20 protein-coding genes are annotated in these 23,946 nt (G+C 41.1%); 6 read left to right on the plus strand and 14 right to left on the minus strand.

Annotation, left to right across the window (positions count from 1 at the left end; genetic code table 11):
* The gene (locus FHQ08_RS02190; RefSeq protein WP_230912751.1) at window positions 1–363 is read right to left on the minus strand and encodes a TM2 domain-containing protein; all 363 of its coding nucleotides are present in this window, start codon (window positions 361–363) and stop codon (window positions 1–3) included.
* Window positions 364–583: 220 nt separating this feature from the next.
* Here FHQ08_RS02190 and FHQ08_RS02195 point away from each other — a divergent pair, with 220 nt between their 5' ends.
* The 4 genes from FHQ08_RS02195 to cydC all read left to right on the plus strand — a co-directional run bounded on the left by FHQ08_RS02195 (window position 584) and on the right by cydC (window position 6,858).
* Window positions 584–2,038, plus strand: a complete 1,455-nt coding sequence (locus FHQ08_RS02195; RefSeq protein ID WP_230912752.1) for a cytochrome ubiquinol oxidase subunit I — start codon at window positions 584–586, stop codon at window positions 2,036–2,038.
* The gene (gene cydB, locus FHQ08_RS02200) at window positions 2,035–3,036 is read left to right on the plus strand and encodes a cytochrome d ubiquinol oxidase subunit II (protein ID WP_230912753.1); all 1,002 of its coding nucleotides are present in this window, start codon (window positions 2,035–2,037) and stop codon (window positions 3,034–3,036) included. The genes FHQ08_RS02195 and cydB overlap by 4 nt, the downstream gene beginning before the upstream one ends.
* A 325-nt stretch (window positions 3,037–3,361) precedes the next feature.
* Window positions 3,362–5,122, plus strand: a complete 1,761-nt coding sequence (gene cydD / locus FHQ08_RS02205) for a thiol reductant ABC exporter subunit CydD (protein ID WP_230912754.1) — start codon at window positions 3,362–3,364, stop codon at window positions 5,120–5,122.
* Window positions 5,119–6,858 carry a thiol reductant ABC exporter subunit CydC gene (cydC, locus tag FHQ08_RS02210; protein ID WP_230912755.1) on the plus strand — a complete coding sequence of 580 codons (1,740 nt, stop codon included), beginning with the start codon at window positions 5,119–5,121 and terminating at the stop codon, window positions 6,856–6,858. Before cydD ends, cydC begins: the two co-directional genes overlap by 4 nt.
* Before the next feature lie 84 nt (window positions 6,859–6,942).
* On the opposite strand, the gene FHQ08_RS02215 is transcribed toward cydC, so the two are convergent.
* Together FHQ08_RS02215 and FHQ08_RS02220 are read right to left on the minus strand one after the other, a co-directional pair.
* On the minus strand, window positions 6,943–7,581 hold the full coding sequence (locus tag FHQ08_RS02215) for a hypothetical protein (protein ID WP_230912756.1): 639 nt from the start codon (window positions 7,579–7,581) through the stop codon (window positions 6,943–6,945).
* A gap of 74 nt (window positions 7,582–7,655) precedes the next feature.
* The gene (locus FHQ08_RS02220; RefSeq protein WP_230912757.1) at window positions 7,656–8,627 is read right to left on the minus strand and encodes a polyprenyl synthetase family protein; all 972 of its coding nucleotides are present in this window, start codon (window positions 8,625–8,627) and stop codon (window positions 7,656–7,658) included.
* A gap of 88 nt (window positions 8,628–8,715) precedes the next feature.
* Between FHQ08_RS02220 and FHQ08_RS02225 the strand changes: the two genes are divergently transcribed.
* A complete protein-coding gene (locus FHQ08_RS02225; protein ID WP_230912758.1) occupies window positions 8,716–9,630 on the plus strand; it encodes a 1,4-dihydroxy-2-naphthoate polyprenyltransferase in 915 nt (304 codons plus the stop codon).
* Here FHQ08_RS02225 and hemH read toward each other — a convergent pair.
* The 11 genes from hemH to FHQ08_RS02280 form a co-directional block, all read right to left on the minus strand.
* The gene (hemH, locus tag FHQ08_RS02230; protein WP_230912759.1) at window positions 9,619–10,590 is read right to left on the minus strand and encodes a ferrochelatase; all 972 of its coding nucleotides are present in this window, start codon (window positions 10,588–10,590) and stop codon (window positions 9,619–9,621) included. The two genes, FHQ08_RS02225 and hemH, sit on opposite strands and share 12 nt — an antisense overlap.
* 200 nt (window positions 10,591–10,790) lie before the next feature.
* The gene (locus FHQ08_RS02235; RefSeq protein ID WP_230912760.1) at window positions 10,791–11,516 is read right to left on the minus strand and encodes a gamma-glutamyl-gamma-aminobutyrate hydrolase family protein; all 726 of its coding nucleotides are present in this window, start codon (window positions 11,514–11,516) and stop codon (window positions 10,791–10,793) included.
* On the minus strand, window positions 11,513–13,036 hold the full coding sequence (locus FHQ08_RS02240; protein ID WP_230912761.1) for a gamma-glutamylcysteine synthetase: 1,524 nt from the start codon (window positions 13,034–13,036) through the stop codon (window positions 11,513–11,515). Before FHQ08_RS02240 ends, FHQ08_RS02235 begins: the two co-directional genes overlap by 4 nt.
* A 396-nt stretch (window positions 13,037–13,432) precedes the next feature.
* Window positions 13,433–14,146, minus strand: coding sequence for a LutC/YkgG family protein (locus tag FHQ08_RS02245; RefSeq protein ID WP_230912762.1), 714 nt, complete (start codon window positions 14,144–14,146; stop codon window positions 13,433–13,435).
* 2 nt (window positions 14,147–14,148) lie between these two features.
* Window positions 14,149–15,639: a LutB/LldF family L-lactate oxidation iron-sulfur protein gene (locus FHQ08_RS02250; RefSeq protein ID WP_230912763.1), complete on the minus strand. Its 1,491-nt coding sequence runs from the start codon at window positions 15,637–15,639 to the stop codon at window positions 14,149–14,151.
* A gap of 17 nt (window positions 15,640–15,656) precedes the next feature.
* Window positions 15,657–16,424 carry a (Fe-S)-binding protein gene (locus tag FHQ08_RS02255; protein WP_230912764.1) on the minus strand — a complete coding sequence of 256 codons (768 nt, stop codon included), beginning with the start codon at window positions 16,422–16,424 and terminating at the stop codon, window positions 15,657–15,659.
* Between the two features lie 393 nt (window positions 16,425–16,817).
* Window positions 16,818–18,560 (minus strand): ABC transporter permease/substrate binding protein, encoded by a 1,743-nt coding sequence (locus tag FHQ08_RS02260; protein WP_230912765.1) that lies wholly within the window; start codon window positions 18,558–18,560, stop codon window positions 16,818–16,820.
* On the minus strand, window positions 18,553–19,809 hold the full coding sequence (locus FHQ08_RS02265) for a quaternary amine ABC transporter ATP-binding protein (protein ID WP_230912766.1): 1,257 nt from the start codon (window positions 19,807–19,809) through the stop codon (window positions 18,553–18,555). The genes FHQ08_RS02260 and FHQ08_RS02265 overlap by 8 nt, the downstream gene beginning before the upstream one ends.
* A 191-nt stretch (window positions 19,810–20,000) precedes the next feature.
* The gene (locus FHQ08_RS02270; RefSeq protein ID WP_230912767.1) at window positions 20,001–20,636 is read right to left on the minus strand and encodes a TrkA C-terminal domain-containing protein; all 636 of its coding nucleotides are present in this window, start codon (window positions 20,634–20,636) and stop codon (window positions 20,001–20,003) included.
* 244 nt (window positions 20,637–20,880) lie between these two features.
* Window positions 20,881–22,089 (minus strand): acetate/propionate family kinase, encoded by a 1,209-nt coding sequence (locus FHQ08_RS02275; RefSeq protein ID WP_230912768.1) that lies wholly within the window; start codon window positions 22,087–22,089, stop codon window positions 20,881–20,883.
* Between the two features lie 70 nt (window positions 22,090–22,159).
* Entirely contained in the window at window positions 22,160–23,197 is a 1,038-nt protein-coding gene (locus tag FHQ08_RS02280; protein ID WP_407929122.1) for a zinc-binding alcohol dehydrogenase family protein, read from the minus strand.
* A 147-nt stretch (window positions 23,198–23,344) separates the two neighbouring features.
* On the opposite strand from FHQ08_RS02280, the gene FHQ08_RS02285 reads away from it, so the two are divergent.
* Complete coding sequence (locus FHQ08_RS02285; protein WP_230912770.1) at window positions 23,345–23,884, plus strand: biotin transporter BioY; 540 nt, start codon at window positions 23,345–23,347, stop codon at window positions 23,882–23,884.
* Window positions 23,885–23,946 lie beyond the last annotated feature (62 nt).

Consider the following 23,946-nt stretch of genomic DNA (forward strand, 5'->3'; position numbering starts at 1 on the left):
TTACACCTCATTATATTGAAATTGCCGTCTGCGTTCTTGGATCGTATGTATACATTGTTGACGCGTTGCCGCATTTGTTTGTGCTACCCACGCTTTTAAATGGCACCCATCATAAAGCCACCAAATAAGATTAATCAGTAATAGAAGATACCAAGTAAACCAGCCAACGGCAATAGCGATGATTGCAACAGCCGACATAGCGAACCCAACTTTATACTGGCGAAGATAATAATGATGGCCGCCAAACCAACCAAGCAGCAGCCAAAGCCAAAAAGTGCCCCAGCCACTACGCTTATTTTTACGATAAGTCATTTTAAAAAAATGCTGTTCATCTAGGGTCAACAGCTCATTTGCCTGAGTCAAAAAATCACCTCTGCTTAATATCTTAGCATAACCCATCGATAGTGCGTATAGACCACCAAAAATAACGAAAAATCAGTACGCAAAACTTATAATAAATAGTAGATAAAATTTTTACGCTGTTTATAGCAATTACTAGTTGCTATTAAAACGGTTTCTGTCTACAATAAAAGTGGTTATTGAATATAACTTTATTATTTTCTTCACTAGGGGAGGTTTTTTTATGGCACTAATGAGTATTGGCGTTTTGTCGCTTGCACGTTGGCAATTCGCTATGACCACAGTGTTCCATTTCTTTTTTGTGCCGTTTTCCATTGGCATGGCGCTTGTCGTCGCAATTATGGAAACCGCTTACGTCCACACAAAAAAGCCAGTTTATAAGAAAATGGCCAAGTTTTGGGGTAACATTTTCTTACTAAGTTTCGCTGTCGGTGTCGTAACTGGTATTATTCAAGAATTCCAATTCGGGATGAATTGGTCTAATTATTCTCGCTTTATGGGCGACATCTTTGGCGCACCACTGGCTATCGAAGCACTGCTGGCATTCTTCATGGAATCCGTGTTCATCGGTGTTTGGATGTTTACCTGGAATCGTTTCAAACCAGGTATTCACGTCATTTTCATTTGGTTAACGATGCTAGGTTCAATGCTATCAGCAATTTGGATCTTAGCCGCTAATAGTTTCATGCAGCATCCAACTGGCTTCGAAATCAATCAAGCAACAGGTCGTGTTCGGATGACTGATTTTGGTGCGATTGTTGCTAATCCCCAACTTTGGCGTGTATTTCCACACGTTATTGTAGGTGCAATTTTGACTGCTTCCGTAGCTACTGTTGGTATTGCAGCATTTGGCGTTTTACGCAAGAAAAATGCCGATTTCTATAAGCAATCAATGCGCGTCGGTCTTTGGGTCGTTTTGATTGCCTCTTTCGGTGCAATTATTACAGGTGACTTGCAAACACAACAAGTCGTTAAAGATCAGCCAATGAAATTTGCTGCAACTGAGGGTATTTACGAGGATACTAAAGATCCAGCACCCTGGACAGCGGTTGCTTTGATCGATACTAAGAACCATAAAGTAACTCATTCCATTGAAATTCCTAGAGTACTTAGTATTTTAACGTATCATAAGTTATCTGGTGGCGTTAAGGGTATGAATACGCTTAACCAAGAATTACATGCTAAGTATGACAAAAAGTTTGGTGCTGATATGAATTATTATGTACCAGTTAAAACTGTCTTTTGGAGCTTCAGAATCATGGCTGCTGGCGCAGTGGTCACATTGATCCTATCTATTCTTGGACTTGCTTATACTCGGCCTGGTAAAGATAGTATTGAAAACAAACGCTGGTTGTTATGGTTATTAGGTATCGCAACTTACTGCCCATTTGTTGTCAATTCGACTGGTTGGTTTGTAACTGAATTTGGTCGTTACCCTTGGTTAGTTTATGGGTTACAAACGATTGCCGATGGGGTTTCACCAACCACAACCGCTGGGCAATTATGGTTCACGAATATCGTGTACTTCTTAATGTTCTCCTTGATGGGTTCAATTATGGTCTTCTACTCTAGAAAACTAATGATCAAAGGTCCAGACGATCTAGAATCAGCGGGTTATGATAATGGTGACGCATCAAAGAAGACTGACCCATTTAGCAAGGAGGCGTTTCAATCATGACTGGATTGCAACTATTATGGTTTATTTTGATTTGTGTCTTGTTCATTGGCTTCTTCTTCCTTGAAGGCTTTGACTTTGGGGTAGGCATGTCAACGCGCCTATTAGCTAGAAACGATGCTGAACGTGAAGCATTAATGGCAACGATTGGTCCCCATTGGGATGGTAATGAAGTTTGGTTGATCACTGCTGGTGGGGCTATGTTTGCTTCTTTCCCACTTTGGTACGCCAGTCTCTTTTCTGGTTATTACATTCTGCTATTCCTCGTTTTAGCAGCTTTGATTTTCCGTGGAGTTTCTTTTGAATTTTCAGCTAATGCTGACTCAATCAGTGCACGCCATTTCTGGTATTGGGCTTTATTCATTGGCAGTACCATTGCACCGTTCTTACTAGGTATGATGTTTACAAGCTTGATTCAAGGCCTTCCGATGGACAGTCATGGCGATATTTATGCTGGCTTTACGGATAATGTCAACTTATTATCAATCGTTGGTGGTGTAGCAGTGACCTTGCTCTGCCTCATTCATGGCTTAAATTATACACGGTTAAAGATCGATGGTAACATGCGCGACCGGGCTAGAAGTTTAGCTGAAAAGTTGTATTTCGTTTTATTTGCTGGTGAAATTGTTTTCGTCATTTTATTAGCCATTTACACAGACTTTATGAAATTACGGCCAATGTCAACTTGGGCCATCTTGATCTTAATTGTCTTGTTCTCTGCTTTATCTATGTGGGGTGCATATAGCAATAAAGAAGGTTTAAGTTTCATTACTTCCGGTTTAACTTTAGGCAGTATTGTGATCCTATTGTTCAACGGATTATTCCCACGCGTCTTAATTGCAAATAATCCAGCACACAGTCTATTGATCAAAGATGCTGCTGCTTCACCTTATACTTTGACGATCATGACGATTGTTGCTTGCATTTTATTACCAATCATGTTGATCTACTTCATTTGGACATTCTTCTTATTCAAACGGCGTGTTAAAACAGCTGATTAAGATGCGTACATCTAATAGTCATCAAAACTAAAATCGGTTATCAATTTTAGTGTGAGACTGGGACAAAACTAACGTCTTGTGCCCAGTCTCTTTCTATATCTAAATGATTTAAATTTAAGAGCGTGAAATAAATATAGGAGCTTTAGGGGAGGCCATTGCCCTTTGGCACACGTTTAAACTAAAATTATTCGCACGGGATTAACCAAAGGCATAAAGTCTTCTATAATAAAAAACGTATGGTGTAAGTACGTAACAAGTGGCCGTTTAATTCAGTTTTACGCCTGCCGCTTCTAAACCATAATATACAGAGAAACTGGTGGAATATATGATCGATAAGCGTTTATTTAAATTACCCGGTCTGACCTTAACGCTGATATGGGTCACGATCTTGACCGGTATTCAAGGTATTGCAATCATTTGCCAAGCTCATTTTTTAACACGGGCTTTAGTCAATTCATGGCAGATGAAACCATTAGCTACCTTAACCACAGCAATCATACTATTCGGTGGCGCATTTTTGCTGCGTCATGTCTGTGTATGGCTTAAAAATATCATTTTAGATCACTATGCGGATCACACAAGCAATCTATTACGTGACCGCTTGTTAGATCAAGTTTATGTCACGGGTGCCAATCAAATCGCCCAGACTGGGACCGGTAAGTTGGTAACTGTGGCTTTAGATGGCATCAATAATGTTTATAATTATTTCAACCTTATTTTTGCTAAAATTTTTGATATGATGATCATTCCTTTTTTAGTCATTATTTATATCTACTGGCAAAGTGTCCGCTCAGGTATTATCTTAACAATCGTCTTTCCCGTCGTGATTTTATTTATGATTATTTTAGGGTTTGCGGCTCAAGATAAAGCCGATCGCCAGTATGCTGGTTTTATCAAACTGTCTAATCATTTCGTTGATTCTTTGCGTGGCTTAGCCACTTTAAAATTTCTAGGCCTATCCAAACGTTATGAAACCAACGTTTATGAAGTTAGTGAAGATTATCGCCGCAGTACCATGGATACCTTGAGAATTGCTATTTTATCGACCTTTGCATTGGACTGGTTCACAACTTTATCCATTGCGCTATTGGCCTTGTTTTTAGGATTGGCACTGATCAATGGTTCGATGCCGCTCTTTCCGGCATTGGTTTCTTTGATTTTGGCCCCTGAATTTTTCTTACCGATTCGCGACTTTGGCAATGACTATCATGCTACTTTAGATGGCAAGAATGCCTTAGGTGATATTTTAGATATTTTAGATCAACCAACGATTCAAAATCGGGAACTAGTTTCTGATAGTTTTCATTGGGATGCCAATAGCACTTTAACTGCAAATCACTTTAATCTGCAATACAATCCCGATAATGCCTATCAAATTGATTTAAAGGACATTAGTTTTACATTGCACGGTTATCAAAAAGTAGCAATTATTGGGATGAGTGGATCCGGTAAGTCGACCCTCTTAAATACACTAGGTGGCTTCTTAACCCCAATGCTCAAAACGCAATCTCAAACAGATAACTTTACCTTAAACGGCCAAGCACTGCCCCATTTAAGCCAAGCCAACTGGCAAAAACAATTTAGTTTTATTCCGCAATTTCCTTATTTATTTGCCGATACCATTGCTGCAAACATTAAATTCTATCGCCCTGAAGCTACTGAAGCTGAGGTCCAAGCAGCCGTGGTCAAAGCGGGTCTTGCCGATTTTGTGGCCTCCCTCAAAGATGGTCTAGCTACTAAAGTCGGTGAAGGCGGCCGTGGCATCAGTGGTGGTCAAGCCCAACGGATTGCTTTAGCCCGTGCTTTTCTAGACCAAGACCGCCGCATTCTAATGTTTGATGAACCAACTGCGCATTTAGATATCGAAACGGAATATGCCTTAAAGGAAACGATGAAGCCTTTATTTAAAGATCATCTCGTTTTATTCGCAACTCACCGTTTACACTGGTTAAAAGAAATGGATTACGTCATCGTTATGAAAGATGGTCAAATTGTCCAACAAGGCCCCGTGGCAGAATTAGCCCAGCAGCCCAACGGTGAATTTAAAGCATTAACAGAACATATGCGAAAGCGGGTGACTTTATGAAACATTTCAAAAATTTGATGGCGCATGATACCTGGGTCAAGCCTTACTTGAAACGATACAAAAAGTTATTATTTTTATCGCTATTTTTTGGCGTTCTGACTGCTATTTGTGCCGCTGCGTTAATGTTCACATCTGGTTATATCATCGATCGATCCGCTACACATCCGTACAATATCTTGATGATCTATGCGGCCGTGGTTCTGACACGTGCTTTTGGGATCGGACGGCCAGTATTCAAATACTTAGAACGTCTACGTAGTCACAATTGGGTGCTCAAAGTGACCTCAGATCTCAGACGACGCCTCTACCATGTTTTAGAAAAAGATGCGGCCTTTTTTGAAGAGCATCATCGGACTGGTGATATTCTTGGCATCTTAGCAGATGATTTAGGTCATTTACAAAATCTTTATTTACGGACGGTTTTTCCCACGATCGTCGGTTATTTAATTGGTTTACTAGTCATTATTCTCTTAGGTAGTTTTGACTGGCGCTTCGGGCTATTGATGTTACTGCTATTTTTCGTAGAAATCTTCTTAATTCCTCTTATTTCTGTAAACGTGGAAGGCGCTCGCCGTTATCACCAAAAAGCGATTAATAATGCACTATACGTTGATCTAACCGATAACGTCATGGGTGCGTCTGATTGGGTTATCTCTGGTCGTCATCAAGATTTTATTCAGCGGCCCAAACCTGCCTTAAAACAGTTACGCCAATCTCAACTTAAAAGCAAACACTTTGGCTGGACGCGGGATTTCATCTTACAAATCGTTTTCTTAGGCATGGCGATTGCCTTGATCATCTTTACCAATTTACATTTAACCGGTTCACAAGCTCAGGCGAACTTCGTCAGCGCCTTTGTGCTCGCAATCTTTCCACTGTCTGATGCTTTTATCCCTATCAGTACCGGTTTTGACGAATTACCACTATATGCAGATTCAATTCAACGCTTGAATGACTTAGCCCCGAAGCCACGTACCTTACCAGCACAACAAACACTTGATCCTAAAGACTTTCAGCAACTCACTTTGAAACAGCTTCAATTTGAGTATGATGCGGACTCTCCCGTTTTGATCAAAGACTTTAATCAAACTTTAAAACGTGGTGAAAAAATGGCGGTATTGGGCCCAAGTGGTACTGGTAAAACCACCTTACTACAGCTCATCTTAGGCGATCTCACCCCTCAATCCGGCGAAATTCTAGTGAATGATACAAATGTGCTAGCTTTACAAAACGAACGGGCCCAACTATTCTCAGTACTGAATCAGAGTCCATTTTTATTCAACACGAGTATCATGAATAATGTCCGCATGGGCAATGAACAGGCTAGTGACGCTGAGGTCAAGGCGGTGCTAGAAAAAGTCCAGCTCAAAGATCTGATTGAATCATTACCAGATAAATACGATACCGTTGTTGAAGAAGCAGGCAATCGTTTTTCTGGTGGGGAACGGGAACGTATCGCACTAGCCCGAATCTTGCTTCAGGACGCGCCGATTGTTTTGCTAGATGAACCTACGGTGGGCTTAGATCCAATTACCGAACAGGAACTACTAGAAACATTCTTCAAGCTGCTGCATGATAAAACCATCGTGTGGATCACCCACCATCTCCAAGGTATTGAACTTGTCGACCAAGTCGTCTTCCTAACTGAAGGTGATATTGAAATGCAAGGCAAGCCTAACGATCTTTATCAGCACAACGCCCACTTTAAGCAATTATTTGAAATGGATAGAGGTTAATATTTTCTAGACGGCATAAATGTCTGTATATTAAAAGCCCTATGTTGCTAGACTATTTGTCTAACAATATAGGGCTCTTTTGGCTTAATTTGTCGTGACTAAAAACCGATCACTTGCTAATATTTTGTTGGAAATGGCAATTTGATACCGCACAAGCACCTCGAGTTCAGTTGGCGGCATCCCTAAGGTCAATTGGCGCAAGTAGACTTCTCGATGGCCTTGATTCAGTCGTCTAGCCTTGTGTTGTTTTATAAAAGTATCTAAGCGCTGAAACGTATCATTACCAGGTACTACTGGGCCAGCATTAAATGATTGGACTTTTGTGCCTTCCGCCAAACGTTCAAAATTCACCTGTTGTAATAATTCTGACGGATACTTAGCCGCTAAGTTTGCCTTAGCCGTTGTTAAAAGTTCTGGTACGGTAAAATTGGGTTGTTTGATCATCAGCAAATAACCACCAAACCCATCCCAAAAGCTGTTCAGTGGATAGGGCACATAGTCCCGAAACCAATCAAGTTGTTTACTCATCTGGGCAGCCTGACGAATCTCGGTTGCTAAATCATACATGACATTAACCTGACGCATAAATTGAGTATCGGTAACACTAAATTTACCAGCACCACGAAAGGTAATATAATTACGTTCATTCAAAATAACCACTGCTGGCCGCGTTGCATGCGTATATTCTTGTTTTTCAACGGTCCGATAATCAAAGCGATCCATAATGACGCCTCCTTAATCAGGCAACATCATAGCACAAATAAAATGACTTGTAAGTTCTTAAGTCCGGAATACTTTCAAAATGACCGTGCCAGTAATGCTTCTGTTAAGTCTTTCAAAATGGCCTTATTCCCGGAATTTGGCAAGGTTTCAATTTGTTGCAGTGCTTTTTGCGTATAATCATTAGCCAATTGCTTAGCATCAGGCACCCCATATTCAGCGACGAGCTGAACTAATTCATTAACATGCGCTTCAGTCATTGGTGCCTGCAATAATTGCGGTAGCTCAGGATAATTGCGGGCTGCAAATAATAATGGCACGGAATAAGTTTCTGAACGTAGATCTTCACCCGCCGGTTTTAAAATTTCATCAGCAGACTTAGTATAATCTAAAATATCATCTAAAATTTGGAAAGCCATGCCGATATTATGACCGATCCGACGAGCGGTCTTTTGAATTTGTTGCGGTGCATCTGTCAAACGTGCACCAAACTCACAGCTCAATTGGAACAAAGCGGCCGTTTTACCATCGATCTCCCGTAAATAATCTTTAAGCGTCATGCCCGTTTTAAAATCAAAACGCATCTGATCTAACTCACCTAACAAAATGCGCCGCATTAATAAGGCATTCAAATGAACATCCTCACGGTTACGCGCCGTTTCATTGATCAACTCAAAGTAAATTGTAAACAGGTAATCACCGGCATAAATCGCATTACGCTGGCCATAATGGGTGTGGATCGTCGGCACACCCCGACGTAACGGCGAATCATCGATTACATCGTCGTGGATCAATGTCGCCAAATGTAAAATTTCCATGGCCGCCGCACTTTTGGTCAATTGCGTGACATCACGTTTAGAACCAAAAACTGAAAATAGTAACAAAAAAGCCGGTCGAACCAGTTTACCGCCACCTGACGTGAGCTCAACTAAGGCAGCTTCTATTTGCTTGTTACGCAACTGTATATTATCTTGGATCACCTTTTCCACTTGCACGAGTTCATCATGCAGCGCTGGAAAAGTAGTCCACATGGGATTAATTGAAATCACGAACTTACCTCTTTATGAAATCTGTTTTTTCGACGAATTTATGGTACTTTAATATTAACTAAAAATTAACCAGAAAGGAAATGTTTTTGTGTCGTTAAGTGTTTTTTTAGAGCTTGTAGAAATCAAAGCAAAAACTGCGAGTGTTTTTCCATTTTTATTAGGTACTTTTTTTGCCTGGTATCATTACCATAGCCTTCATCCGGTATTATTAGTGTTATTCTTCATTGCCATGTTTCTTTTTAATATGGCGGTGGATGCGCATGATAATTATCAGGATTATGTTCATGCGACAAAAGCCCGTGAATACCGTAAAAAGACAAATATTATTGGTGTCAATCATCTTGATCCTAATAAAATTAAATATTTGACTTTAAGCATGATGGGTATTGCTGGTATTATCGGTCTACTGATTGTAGCTAAAGTTGGCTTGCCTTTATTGTGGCTTGGCATGTGGTGTTTTGCGGTGGGCTGGTTTTACGCCGCTGGACCACGGCCCATTTCTTCAACACCCTTTGGTGAATTCTTTTCCGGCTTTACCATGGGTTTCATGATCACTTTAATTGCGGTCTATATCAATGTTTATGACCGGATCACGTTTAATTGGGCGTTTATCTGGCCGGTCTTGTTAGCTTCAGGATTAGCCATCTGTATGATTGCAAGTTTACTGCTAGCCAATAATTTCTGTGATGCTGAAGAAGATATTCAATTAGGGCGCAAAACGATTGTTTATTATATTGGTGTGCCCCATAGTCTACAATTCTATGTCGCTTTGATTGTCGTCGGCTATGCGACTTTGATCCTAGCAGTGATTCTGAATATTTTACCTTTAATGACCCTGCTGACCTTGTTAACCTTACCAATCATTATTAAAAACACTAAAAAACTATTAGCCAAACAAGTTAAAAAAGAGACCTTTATTTTTGCGGTTAAAAATTTATTTATTTCAACTTTGGCATTAGTAGTTACTTTTGCAATCGGCTTAATTTTACCTCTAGGCCGTTGAATTTTTACGAACGAGTTCAGCTAAAAAATCTATAAAAGCATCTTGATCATTAAGTGGTGGGATCAACGTAAAGTTGGTGCCGCCATTTGCTTTAAATACGCGCTGATTCTCATGGCCAATTTCATAAAGTGTCTCTAAACAATCAGCTGTAAAACTTGGGGTCACGACGGCTACATTCGTGATACCAGCTTGAGGCAATGCTTGAATGGTATCAATCGTCGCTGGTGTGAGCCATTGACCAGAGCCAAATTTAGATTGAAACGTCATCTGATAAGGTACCGCATGGTCTAAGCGTTCCATTGTCAACTCTGTGGTCACATGACATTGGTCATAATAAGGATCTTGCAATTGATCAATATAGCGCTTGGGCACGCCATGATAAGAGAACAAGACCTGCTGAATGTCAGGATGTGCATCAAGGACCGTTTGAATTGAATCAGCTAAGACTTGAATATAGCCCGGGTCATCATAAAAATCAGATATTAGGTGCAAGTTAGGTAAATGCGCCTTACCTCGAAAGAATGCCATAACCGTATCCATTACCGAGCCCACAGTTGTACCCGAAAACTGAGGATACATGGGAATAAGTGTCAACTCGGTCACCTGTGCAGCAATCATTTCTTGTAACACTGTTTCAATCGTAGGTTGGGAATAGCTCATCGCATAACGGACCAATGTATCAGGTAGGCGTTGACCTAAATTTTCTGTTTGCTGCTTAGTATAATACAGCAATGGTGACCCACCAAACCGAGCTTCATCCCAAATTTGGGCATACATCTGTGCTGATTTCTTAGCTCGAAACGGTAAAATCACACCGTGTAAAACCGGCCACCAAAGCAATCGTGGTAAATCAATAACGCGTGGGTCACTCAAAAATTGACGCAGAAATAACCGCACATCGGCTACTGTTGTTGATTCTGGTGTCCCCAGATTGACCAGAATGACCCCAGATTTTTTCAAAATACCCCTCCTCCGAGGATTGATACCTATTATTATACCGAAAATACAGCGGAATAAAAATGAATTCGATTACAAAAATCAAGTCACCTAAAATCAAACAAATCAGCATCAAAATTAACGCGTATGAGCGTGAGACAAAAGACCCTCAGCACCTGGGCACTAACCAGAATTGCGAAGAAATGCTAGATGTACCGATTTTCTTATTTAAGTTGATTCGCACGTTCAATTAAGCGACCAAAGATGGCCAAATTACGCCGATCATAATCGATCAACATTTCAGGATGCCACTGCACCGCAAAAAATTGATGATTTCTGCTTTGAATACCTTCGATCAAATCATCTGAACTGCGACTCAATGTGACCAGATCATCGCCTAAAGCTTTAATAGCTTGATGATGCAGCGAGTTTACAAATACCTTCTCGCCAAAAATCTGGCTCAAAAATGACGCCTTAGTTTGATACACATAATGCGTCGGTAAACGATCATCTGTCGGCTCTTGCACGTGCTTATAGGTAACGTGCTTGCGGTAGCTTAAATCTTGATATAAGGTACCACCAAAAGCCACATTCAACACTTGTAACCCACGACAAACGCCAAGCAAGGGTTTATTGGTATGACGCACCATTTGTACCAGAGACATCTCGAACTTATCCCGATTCAAATCTGTTTGTGAAATCTTGGGTAATGGCTCTTCACCATACAAATTGGGCGACACATCTTGACCACCAACTAACAAAAAACCGTCGAATAGTGATACGTAATCTCGAACGTCTGCTAAATTAGTCAAGGGCAATAAAACAGGCAAGCCACCTACAGCCGCGATGGCATTCAAATAAAATTGGGGGACAAAACTAGCTGAATGGTGATGAAAAACCGTTTCAGAATATTCATATTGACTAACCACGATCGCAATTCTAGGTTTCATTTTATGCCTCCAAAAGTACGCGCTTGATCGGGATCAGGCCTTAGCGTGCGGAATTTAGTTTGTAACCACTGATCAGCAGCTTGCGGTGTTCGGATCCAATCGCCATCATACAAATGAAACTCCTTACCGAATTGAACCATAACCCGGTGTACCTGCCAATTGACTTTAAAACCATGAATGATGGCCTGTTGTAATACCAACTGCTGCGATAAATTCAACGTGTCTTTCAAAAATAAAAATGGCCATGTTTTCGCGTTCGCGCCAGCATAGTACATTTTAAACTTTTGACCTTGTGTCAGCCCAAAATTTTCCAAACTATTATTTTGAATTTGGGCAGCAACTTGGTAGCCCAATGTGTCTTGTGGATCATCTAGCTGTTTGCTTAAACGATCCAGTAAATGTTTAAAATAATCAGGTAATCCCAAACGTTCACAAGTCTGATAAAGCAACTTGAAATCTCGCTGCGCCCAAGCGATAAATTGCGGTATTTTTTTACTTGGATCAGTCAAAGCCACTTTTTCGTTTAAAGCCATTGCCGCCGCGTAAGCCTGGTTCATGTCTTTAGGTGCCGCTGTAAACAAACTTTGTGCGATCAATAAACGTACAAAATTCAGGGCATCTAAGCTCAAATGATTGGGCTCGAAAGGATTTAGATCAAACATACGCAATTCCAAGTAATCGATGCCATTTTTAAATACAGCCCGGAAGTCACCTTTACTTTTAACCCGTACTGGCCCATAAAATTCATGCTCGGAAAAGTAACGGCGCTTAGCGATTTGATGTTCGATCGCATTGATCTGGTCGTGCAAGGAGATATATCCGATCCGCTTATCAGCCGTGTTTTCAAAGCCATAGGTACTGGATCGCAAACTACGTACTGGATAATGAATGTGCTCTGGAATACGCCAATATTGGTTTTCAGATATTGGTGAAGCCCCGAAGAAATAAGTTAGCAAGTAACGATGCAACGATAAGAATTGTGCCACGTGGAAATAAGTATGATTTTTATAAGATACGAAATGGCTATTCGGCAACTTAGCCTGCTTAAAAAGTTTTTCCAGCAAAACTTCATTCAAACTAATATTCACATGAATTCCGGTAATAAGTTCTTGTTCTATCCCATAATTTTTCAGTAAATAATCCCGATACTGCTGGTATTTAGGGCGGCCAAAATGTGTGGTCACAAATTGTTTATCGTCATCGGATAAATGTGGGGGCAAGCTCAATGGCCAAATCACTTCATCTGCGTTCAATTGCCGCTGAACCACAGCCTGTAAAACATCTAAAAATGACATGGCTGCCGTCAAATTAGGTTGCGGCAGCGTAACTAATTCCATCTGTGATTCACCAAAATCGGATTGTAACATTGGATGAAAATTACGACTCCCAAAAATATTAGGATACTCATGACGACTTAAACAGCCTGATTTTTGTACCCGATGTTCCTCAACTTCGATTCCTGTGGCTTGCCATAAATCTGCAAAAGTCAACCCAAGTTCTTGCCATAATTCATAATCCAATGTCCCAACCTCCTGTATTCAATATCATAATTTAATCAAAATCTAATTTTTAACATTCTAAACTTTCTGAACTAAAAACGCAAAATATCAGAGTGTGACAAAGAGTGATCAGTGACTGAGCATGAACTAAATTTTTCTCGAACAAAAAGGGACCGGGACAAAACTAATGTCTTGTCTACGGCCCCGATTATTTCACGAACGATTGTATCTTAAACGTGTCCTAAAAGGCAACGCCCTCACGCAACGACGAATGATTCAAATGGAAAGTCCACCATTTTTCGTAATTCTCGTTGGTGCTCAGGCGCTGGGTGCCTTTTGTCTCACTATCCTTTTTATCATTTTCATAATAACTGTTAGCTTTAGTCGGCAACCATTATTTTGCTAGCTTCATTAAATTTAACGGTCATCTACAATGACATAAGTCATATCTAACGGTCCGTGAACACCAACAATAAGAACCATTTCAATATCCCCGGAATTAGACGGTCCAGAGATATAGTTAATATTAGAAGTTTTTAATTCACCTGATTTTAAGCGTTGATCATAGAGTTTCGTGGCTTGCGTGGAGCGCGGTAAAATGTGGCTACGCTTTACAATACTTAAATAATGGGTTGGCAAAAAGTTAAAGGCACGGCCTTGACCTGGTGTCGTTGGTACAGTGATCGTACCCGACTCTGCTAATAGATAGTCGGCAAAGCCAATGGCGACTAATGAATCTTGTGCCGTTGCCAAATTTGTTTCCCGATCAGCCTGAGGATCCCAATATTTTACGGTGCGTTGACCACTTACCGCTTCAACCCAAGAATCCAGAGCATAATCGGAAAAAGCTGCTGAATTTGTTGGCAAAATCAACTGCCCATCACCTAAACGTTTGAGATATTCATCTAGTACAGCACCAAGATCAGCCTGCTTTGTGATATTGACCGTCACATGTAATGCTTCACTGGTCGTCTTAGCTAAATCTAACAGCTCATCACTGTTCAAATCACTCAAAGTTTCTTCAGGTAATTGATTGCGATGAATAAAAGGATGCTTATGCACTTCATGTCTTGGCGTCCCGAGGCGTTCGGCCACATGATCTAAAAAGGCTTCTCGATTATAAATGGTCATGCTTATTGCTCCTTTCGATCTGCTTGTTGCGCTTTTTCTTGGCGATGGTCTTTAAACCAGACCCGGAACTGATCTTTGCCTTTCGGTGGGACAGGTAAGTCACGAACATCAGTCCAACCACCCATCAGTGATGGTCCTTTATCCAAATAACCATCATCTGGAATGAAGTTATCTGCTGTCCGACGTTCTTTTTTAGCCATTGGTTTCAAAGCCGTATGGGCAAACTTAACAGCTGATCTAAAGATCCACGGGAACCCGGTCCCAATCCCGATCACTTGCATGACCAAATTATTTAAACCATGTTGCATATGGCGTTGATCAGTAATGATACGCCGATGCTTGATCAATAATTCATGCAGCGGAATCTTTACTGGACAAACTTCAGTACAAGCCCCACACAAACTAGAAGCAAATGGTAGATCAGAAAAGGCTTCATAACCACCAAGAATTGGGGATAAAACAGCGCCCAAAGGTCCAGGGTAAATAGAACCATACCCATGTCCACCGATATGGCGGTAAACTGGACAAACATTCATACAAGCACCACAGCGGATACATTGCAGAATAGACTGAAATTCTGTGCCTAATGCTTGGGAACGATTATTATCCACAATAACCACATGGAAGTTTTCAGGACCATCTGTTTCACCGGCGACCTGTTGTCCAGCAAAAGTAACATAACTTGTCAATTTCTGACCAACGGCACTGCGACATAACATATTATCTAAAATTTCGGCTTCTTGCATGGTCGGTACGATCCGTTCCATACCCATCACAACGATTTGTGTCTTTGGAATCGCCATCGTCAGATCAGCGTTACCTTCATTGGTAACTAGATTGATCATCCCATTATCTGCAACTGCAAAATTACACCCGGTAATCCCTAGATCCGCTTGTAAAAAGTATTCACGTAAATACTTCCGCGCAAAGCGGGCAAGGTGCATCGGATCATTATCGCCTTCATAACCAAGTTTCATGAAAACTTTACGTACCTGATCCCGATTTTTATGCAAAGTTGGAAAAACGATATGCGTTGGTTCATCCCAATCATCTTCTTGTAGAATGAACTCGGCTAAGTCGGTTTCCATTAATTGAAGTCCTTGATTTAAGGCCAATAAACGCTTATCCAAATCAATTTCCGTTGTCACCATTGATTTAGACTTAACGATACGCTTGGCGCCTGTTTCTTTAACGACTTTTTCAATATAGTCAACGGCGTCTTCTTCTGTGCTGGCAAAGAAAACGTCGCCACCATTTTTTTCAACGTTATCACTAAACTGCTCCAAATAATCAGGTAAGTAGGTCAATGCTCGTTGCCGGATTTGTTCGCCTAATTCACGCCATTGTTCCCAGTTGCCTAGCAAGGCACGTGAATCTTCACGTTTAATGTGTTGTGCATCTTGAGCTTTAGCAACGGAGGCTTGCATAAATTTATCTTGTTCAGATTCTTTGACCCGTTCGATCATTGGTTTATCACTTGTTTTAATGCCCATTATTTTACACTCCCCTGCTATTTAACTGGTGCATGTTTCAAGTAAGTTATCCGACTTTCATCCACATTGGAATTTAGAACTTCGGCTAAATGCATGATCTTGATTTTCTTGCCTTCACGGTTGAAACGACCGCCAATATTCATCAAGCAGCCCATATCACAACTGACCAATACTTCTGCACCGGTATCGACGATATGCCGAACCTTTTCAGTAACCATTAATTGAGACATTTCCGGTTCTTTGGCAGAGAAAGTACCGCCAAAGCCACAGCAATCATGCGCATTTTCCAGCGGAATCATTTCTAGCCCTTTGACATGATCCAATAAGGCATAAGGCGCTTCAGATTCGCCTAATAACCGTGTCATATGGCAAGAACGGTGGTAAGTTGCTTTGGCATTCAGCTCAGCCCCGGCATTTTCCACGCCAAGGATCCGCCAAAGAAATTGTGAGAATTCGTAAGATTTTGCCGCAACTTCACGGGCCTTGTCGGCATATTCAGGATCGTCCTTTAAGAGTTCTGGATATTCCCGCAACATCGCCACACAAGAACCAGCGGGGCCTACGATATAGTCGGCATCAATACTCAATAGAGCATCGATCTCGTTATGAAAGACTTTTTGAGTTGCTTTACTATACCCACTATTATAAGTTGGCTGCCCACAACAAATTTGATCACCTGGTAGGTAACAATCACAGCCAAAACGTTCTAGTACTTCTACCATAGCTTTCCCTACTTCAGGAAACATTAAGTCAACAACACACGTTGAAAAAATTGCTACTTTCATTCCTCTGCCTCCTATATGTCTAAAGCGAATAATTCAAACGCCGATCTAATCACTTATTGATATATTTATTGTAGCGCATTCATACAATTTTGAAAAACAATCGTTTCATTTTCAGAAAGCGCTTAATGTGTTTATAAAAAGGCGTTTTGACTGATATTCTCTTTCCGGCAGGTCCAAAATGTAGGGATTCCCCTCATGTTATTTTAAGACACTTAAAATCTAGTTTCTTTTCTACAGCGCCCATTATTTTACGCATGATTTGATCTTAAACGAAAAAAAGAATCTGAGCACAAAACCATCGTTTTGCATCAGATTCTTCTTACTATTCAATGAATGATTCAATTTCAAACACATTTGTGCAAGCAAACTTACCACACATATCGTCAACGTTATTTATTTTTTCCACGCAGCAACTTGCTTAGGATGTGCTTTGATCCAATCCTTAGCAGCTTGTTGTGGTTCAGTTCCCTGATTAATTTTCAACATAACAGATTGAATATCTTTTTGACTCCAGTGGAAGTTCTTCAAGACTTTATAAGCTTCTGGATTATCTGACTTAAAACCTTTACGCGTCATCGTATTGATACTTTCGGCTTTGCCCATTGTGCCCTTTGGATCCGTTAGATACTTCAACTTGTACTTGCTGAACATCCAATGGGGTGACCAACCCGTGATCACGATTGGCTGCTTGTTCTTAATTGCTTTGCCTAAAGCCACCGTCATCGCACCTGAAGAAGAGGTGGAAATATTCCAGCCGCTTAGATTAGGATAAGCTTTTTGCGTCTTTTGCGCAGCGGCTACCACACCGGCACCTGGTTCGATTCCGGTAATCGTTTGATTGGCTTGATTGGTCAAATCACTAATAGAATTGACGTTGGTCATATATTGCGGCACGACTAAGCCTAATTTAGCACCTTCTAAATTTGGCCCTAATAAGTCAATTTGGTGCTTATACTTTTGATATTGTACCTTATGCGTATTTGGCAACCAGGCACTGACAGAGGCATCTGCCTGACCTTTAGCAACCGATTCCCACATAATGGCATTATCTAATGGTGTGAGTTTGACATTGTAACCCATTTCGCGTAAAACTTCACCAACAACATTACTAGAAGCAACTTCAGTATCCCACTCTACATAAGCAAGATTGACGTCCCCTTTATTACTCGTTTGGTTATTTAACTTGCTGTAAGCAATATTACCACCTAGCAAAGCAATAATTGCCGCAATCACACCAATTGTCGTATAACGCTTCTTTTTCTTTTGTTTGGCCGTCAAATTCTGTTGATGCGCTTTAGGTTGGTTCAAATACTGCGTGAACCGATCCACAATAATTGCTAAGACAACTAAAGCTAAGCCATTTACGAAGCCCGTTCCGACTTCTGCCCGTTGTAACGCTTGTAAAACGCCACGTCCAAGTCCAGGCGCCCCGATCATTGATGCTGTGACTACCATTGATAAAGCGAGCATGGTCGTTTGATTGATCCCGGCCATAATCGTATTTTTAGCAATTGGCAGTTCGACTTTGACTAGTTTTTGCCAACTGGTACTCCCAAATGAATCTGCTGCCTCGACCAAATCGTCAGGGACACTGCGAATACCTAAGTTCGTCATCCGAACAGTTGGCGGTAAAGCGAAGATAATTGAAGCAAACAGCCCCGGTACAATCCCGATACCAAAGAAGGCAACGGCTGGAATTAGATAAACAAAGGCTGGCATTGTCTGCATAAAGTCAAGAATTGGCGTGATCACCGCTTTAGCTTTATCACTCTTAGCCATCCAGATACCTAAAGGTACCCCGATTACAATTGACAGTACACTGGATAAGAGCACTAAGGTCACGGTGTTCATTAAATCATGCCATAAACCCTGATTATAAATATAGACTAATCCAATTAACGTAAATGCTGTCAAACCCCATTTACGTTTCGAAATTACGAACGCCGCTAAAGTCAGTAAAACAATTACGATCACTGGATTGATCGCAATCAAGCCATCAGTGATCCCATTCATCAGCGTTTTACCAAAGTTTTGTAAGACGTTAAAAAATCCGGCCCAATTGGTTGTGAACCAATCGGTAATCTTTTCGATCCAAGACGCCACAGGTAGTTTGGCAATTGCAAGTAAATTAAGCATTAGCATTCTCCTCCCCTGTTGTGGTTTGTGCTTGGCTCTGGTCGTTTGCTGATGTCGCATCAGTCTCTGGCGTATCTGTATCCTCAGCTAAAGCATCGATCACACTACCACGGATGACAACGCCTACGACCCGATTATTTTCAGTGACGACTACCGGCGTTGGTGAATCGTTAATCACATTGAAGATATCGTTGACGTGCGTATCTTTACTGATTGTCGGAATTTTAGAACTAATGAAATCCGCCAGTGGTTTACCTTCTTGTCTGGCAGTACGCGCATCTTCAGCGTTGATCACGCCTTTAAGGTGCCGCTCACTGTCAATAGCCACAAGCATACTGACTTCTTCATGGCGCATGCGCCGTAAAGCCATGTTTGGCCCTTCTTTATCCAAATTAATAGTCAGCGCTGGAATCATGATATTTTGAGCAGTCAAAACCTTTGAGTAATCCACATCTCGTGTAAAGGTGCGCACATAATCATTGGCTGGGTGAGTCAAAATTTCTTCACCAGTCCCAATTTGCATCACTTGACCGTCTTTCATAATCAGGATTCGATCACCCAGACGCAATGCTTCGTTCAAATCATGGGTGATGAAAATAATTGTTTTTTTCATTTTAGCTTGAAGGTCTAGCAATTCATCTTGCATCTCATGCCGAATCAGAGGATCCAACGCTGAGAATGCTTCGTCCATTAATAGAACTTCAGGATCATTGGTCAATGCTCGGGCTAAGCCGACACGCTGCTGCATCCCACCAGATAATTGACTTGGATATTGTTCCGCAAAATCTGCCAAACTCATATCTTTAAGTGTCGCCATTGCTTTTGCTTCGCGTTCTTCTTTGCTTACACCCTTTAATTCAAGCCCATAAGCCGTATTTTCTAAAATTGTTCGGTTTGGAAAAAGTGCAAATCCTTGAAACACCATACTCATTTTTTTACGGCGCGTTTCGCGCAATGCTTCCTTATCCATTGTCGCAATATCATCACCGTCAATATAAATAGAGCCGGCTGTTGGATTGATCAAACGATTGATCATGCGGATCATCGTGGACTTCCCACTACCAGATAAACCCATGACCACAAAGATCTCACCCTTTTCAACTTCAAAATTGGCATCGTAGACACCAACAGTCGCCCCAGTCTTCTTTAAGATATCGGTTTTAGATTTCTTTTGCTTGATCATTTCAAGTGCTGGTTTGACACGTTTCCCAAATATTTTGGTTAAATGTTCCACCTTAACGATTGGCAATTCAATTCCCCCTTTTTCGATAGTTATTATCGGAAAGTGACCATACTATGCTAACTCCATATTGTCACTTTGTCAAATAAGTGACTCCGGCAAACTTTGATCTACCGGAGCTTACATGAAAATATTTAGCAGCTTGTGTCCTATTTGCCTGGACTATACGCCATAGCATGGCACCAGTCAAATAAAACGACTCACTCGGATGCCATCGCAAAATAATTACGTACGCGTCGTGGTGATGTCTCATTCCCAACATAGTAAATAATGTCACCCGCTTCAAGCACAGCGTAAGGCCCAGGAGAAATATGCATTTGACCATTATGACGCACGGCTACGATCGTGGCCGTTGTATTCTGCCATAATTTCAATTCACCAATCGATTTTCCCAAATGCTTGCAGCCAGCCGCCAATTCTAATTGAAAGGGCATTAAGGGATCAACCGTATTAAAACGTTGGGTTTGATCCAAAAACTGGTTCATCATTTCTGACAAATGTTTGTATTCTTGCAGCTGATGTTTCATCGTTTGATGGATATCATGCTTTAAATCTTTAAGTGTCTTTACATTTTTAAATTGATCAACGAAATTGACAGCATTATTCAAGGAAGAAACATAAAAGCCACTACCCTGTTTAGCCTCGACAATATGCAAATCAGCCAATAACTTGATAGCTTTACGTGCCGTTTCCGCAGAAACCTGATACGTATTGGCGACCGTTGAACGCGCATGGATTTTTGCCCCAATGGGATATTCTTGATTAACGATCCGATTGGCGATATCAATGGCTATCTGCTGATAGCGGGACAAGGTATTCTCTTTAATTCCAGCCACGATGAGCCTCCTTTAAGCAGTGATAGGTTCAATTGGAAGATAATACGCCAAAAAAAATTTAAACGCAAGTATCAGGTTTGTTAATTGATAATTTTTTGATCAACAAAAGCCAAGCTACGTTTAATTTCATTATTCATAATTCTAAAGTTAGATCAAACGAAAAAAGAGCTGAAAAGCAAAAAATGAATTCTGCTTCAGCCCATTTTAAGTTTCACAATACGAATATAGTCGGTACCATTCTGAATTACGCTTGCTTCTCTGCATCATTTTCATGCAGTGCAAAGGTGTCTCTGGCAATCATTAATTCTTCATTGGTCGGAATGACATAAACTTTGACTTTGGAATCATCGGTGCTGATCAAGCGTTCTTTGCCGCGAACATTATTACGTTCTGGATCGATCTTAACGCCAAAAGCAGCCAAGCGTTCACAGACATGTTGTCGCAGTTCCTTACCATTTTCGCCCACACCGGCTGTAAATACTAAGCCATCTACGCCGTTTAATCGGGCGACATAAGCCCCGACGTATTTGACCACGCGATTCACAAAAACATCTAAGGCTAACTTGGCACGTGCATTCGTAGTTTCGACTGCTTCCAGATCCCGCATATCCGCAGATAGACCAGATAAACCAAGTAAACCGGATTTTTTATTTAAAATATCGATCAAATCTTGGACATCGGTCAAACCTAGATGGGACATCAAGAACGGAATCAATGAAGGATCAATATCCCCAGAACGGGTACTCATGGTGATTCCCGCTAACGGTGTGAAGCCCATCGAGGTATCTACCGCTTGTCCGTTTTCAATGGCTGAAATAGAAGCGCCGCTGCCTAAATGTAATGTAATCAACTTCAAATCTTTGGGTTGCCCCATCAATTCAGTTGCCCGTTGTGCAACATAGCGATGACTCGTCCCATGCGCGCCATATTTACGGGCTTTATAGTCGTGATAATAATTCAAATCAACACTATACAGATAATCTTCTGGTGCCAAAGTTGAAAAGAAAGAAGTATCAAATACAGCAACTTGAGTGGCATGAGGCAGCAATTCTTCAAACACACCGATATAATAGGCTTCAATTGGATTATGCAAAGGTGCATATTCTTCTAATGCTTTGATCTCATCTGTAACCTGTGGTGTGACCCGTGTTGACGATTTAAAAATTTCTCCACCGGCGACAACACGATGCCCAACGCCCTCAATTTCTTCCAAGTGCGCAACGATGCCTAGATCTTTCAACCGCGTTAAGATCTTAGCAGCTGCTAATTCATGGGTCGTGATTGGTTCTTGTTGTTCAAACCTTTGGCCATCCCCATATTCCGCGATAAACCGAGCGTTTTCTTGACCCAACCGATCGATCATTCCTCCGGCAATTCGCGTTTCAGAAGGCATATCAAATAACTGCCACTTTAACGTGGAACTCCCCGCATTAACAGCCATTACTTTCGTCATGTCAATCTCTCCCTAAACAAAAAATTCAATATTCCTATTTTAACAGTTTTTGTTAGCGCATACACTATTTTTATTTATGAACTGGTCCTGAGAGCACGAGTTTTCCACGCACACGGCCACTTTCTATCAGTTGATGAGCCTGATAGAGCGTATCTGGAGTAATATCATGGAATGTCTCAGTTAAAGTCGTTTTTAAAATACCTTGGTCTATTAATCGACTGATCTGCGCCAGAATTTGTCCTTGACTGGCAATTTTATACCCGTAATCAGCTTTAGCAAACATATATGCCCAATCTAAACTTGCGGCTTTATTCTTTATAAGACCTACTGGCAAATCAGCTGCTGCAACAATTGTCCCAATATGGCCAAAAGGTCGAACCAATTGCGCTGCCACTTCAAAATAAGCTTTGGGATCATACAAAATTGCGATACCATCCATATCGGTAATGTCAACATCTTTTAGAGCTTCAATCAAATCTTGATGGTAATCCAAGGTCACATCTGTTCGATTACGCATCAGCCAATCAAAGTTTCGTGGACTTGATGTGGCATAAACCCGCAAGCCACTCCACTTTGCTAATTGTGTTAGAATCGAGCCGACGCCGCCAGCCCCATTGATTACCAAAATGCGTTGCCCATTATTTGCATTGGCTTGTGGCACAAAATTCATCTTTTCAAACAACAATTCATAGGCCGTCAATGCCGTCAATGGTAGAGCTGCCTGTTGTGCCGACGTTAATTGTTTTGGCGCTAAAGCAATCAAGCGACTATCTACAACCTGGTACTGGCTGTCAGCACCACGTCGGCGTGTCGTTCCTGCATAAAAAACAGCATCGCCCACTTTAAAATCAGTTACTGCGTCACCCACAGCCAAAATACGGCCAGCTGCATCATAACCTAAAACCTGAAATTGATCCGTAGCTGGTAAAGTTTGTCGCCGTTTGGTATCTACTGGATTAACCGACACTGCCTGAATTTCAACTAAAACATCTTTGGGTTTTAGAGGTGCTAATGGCAAAGTCTGCGTTTCAAAATGGCCTGAATTTAACTCAAATCCTGATTTAAAACCAATCATTAAACTTTCAGTTGGTATTTGCGTCATGTGCATACCTCATTTCAAACTTGAAGCAAGTTATATTTTTATATGTGATAACTTAAGTATATCGCAATCATTTAAGTGTGAAAAATAATCGATTATAAATTCATTTATAGCGATTTATGCTATACTTAGGCCATCAAATTTAAGGAGACATCTATGGGTAAAACACACGCTAGAGACATGGTGCTCATCGCTGAATTTGCAATTATTCTGGCAATTCTTTCACAAATCACGATTCCTTTTGGTCCAGTGCCTTTTACACTCCAAACTTTTGGCGTCATGCTGTTAGGTAGTACTTTGAAACCAAAACAGAGTATATTCAGTGTCCTTTTATACCTCTTATTGGGGCTCATTGGCTTACCCGTCTTTGCGGGCGGTGTCGGCGGCGTTACCCAGTTCATCAATCCGCTAACGGGCTTCTTATTAGCTTTTGTCCCTGGCGCAGCACTATTAAGTCTTTGGATCCAAAAATTTGGGCGACCTGATAAGCTTAATATTGGCGCGCACTTATTAAGCAGTCTACTAATTTTATTGTTGGGTACGATTTGGCTGAAATTTTTCACCCATGGGACCTGGTCTAGTGCTTTCTTAGCTGCTTTTGTCCCTTTTATCGTACCCGAGCTTCTCAAAGCCGCCGTGGCTTCACTATTGGCGCTCAAACTGAGACCAATCATTTATCGTGTCAAAGCATCTTAAAAAAGCGTTCACCCTTCATCATAGGCTAGCAATCAGTTAGTCAATGAAGTGGGTGTCACGCT

It is taken from the genome of Agrilactobacillus fermenti, assembly GCF_021030645.1.
GTDB lineage: Bacteria > Bacillota > Bacilli > Lactobacillales > Lactobacillaceae > Agrilactobacillus > Agrilactobacillus fermenti.

Coding starts and splice junctions, on each gene's coding strand:
- cydC (WP_230912755.1), top strand. CDS start 5,119: ATGAAACATTTCAAAAATTTGATGGCGCATGATACCTGGGTCAAGCCT.
- FHQ08_RS02285 (WP_230912770.1), top strand. CDS start 23,345: ATGGGTAAAACACACGCTAGAGACATGGTGCTCATCGCTGAATTTGCA.
- cydD (WP_230912754.1), top strand. CDS start 3,362: ATGATCGATAAGCGTTTATTTAAATTACCCGGTCTGACCTTAACGCTG.
- FHQ08_RS02260 (WP_230912765.1), bottom strand. CDS start 18,560: ATGCTTAATTTACTTGCAATTGCCAAACTACCTGTGGCGTCTTGGATC.
- FHQ08_RS02280 (WP_407929122.1), bottom strand. CDS start 23,197: ATGCACATGACGCAAATACCAACTGAAAGTTTAATGATTGGTTTTAAA.
- FHQ08_RS02275 (WP_230912768.1), bottom strand. CDS start 22,089: ATGACGAAAGTAATGGCTGTTAATGCGGGGAGTTCCACGTTAAAGTGG.
- FHQ08_RS02250 (WP_230912763.1), bottom strand. CDS start 15,639: ATGGGCATTAAAACAAGTGATAAACCAATGATCGAACGGGTCAAAGAA.
- FHQ08_RS02215 (WP_230912756.1), bottom strand. CDS start 7,581: ATGGATCGCTTTGATTATCGGACCGTTGAAAAACAAGAATATACGCAT.
- cydB (WP_230912753.1), top strand. CDS start 2,035: ATGACTGGATTGCAACTATTATGGTTTATTTTGATTTGTGTCTTGTTC.
- FHQ08_RS02255 (WP_230912764.1), bottom strand. CDS start 16,424: ATGAAAGTAGCAATTTTTTCAACGTGTGTTGTTGACTTAATGTTTCCT.
- FHQ08_RS02195 (WP_230912752.1), top strand. CDS start 584: ATGGCACTAATGAGTATTGGCGTTTTGTCGCTTGCACGTTGGCAATTC.
- FHQ08_RS02235 (WP_230912760.1), bottom strand. CDS start 11,516: ATGAAACCTAGAATTGCGATCGTGGTTAGTCAATATGAATATTCTGAA.
- FHQ08_RS02245 (WP_230912762.1), bottom strand. CDS start 14,146: ATGACCATTTATAATCGAGAAGCCTTTTTAGATCATGTGGCCGAACGC.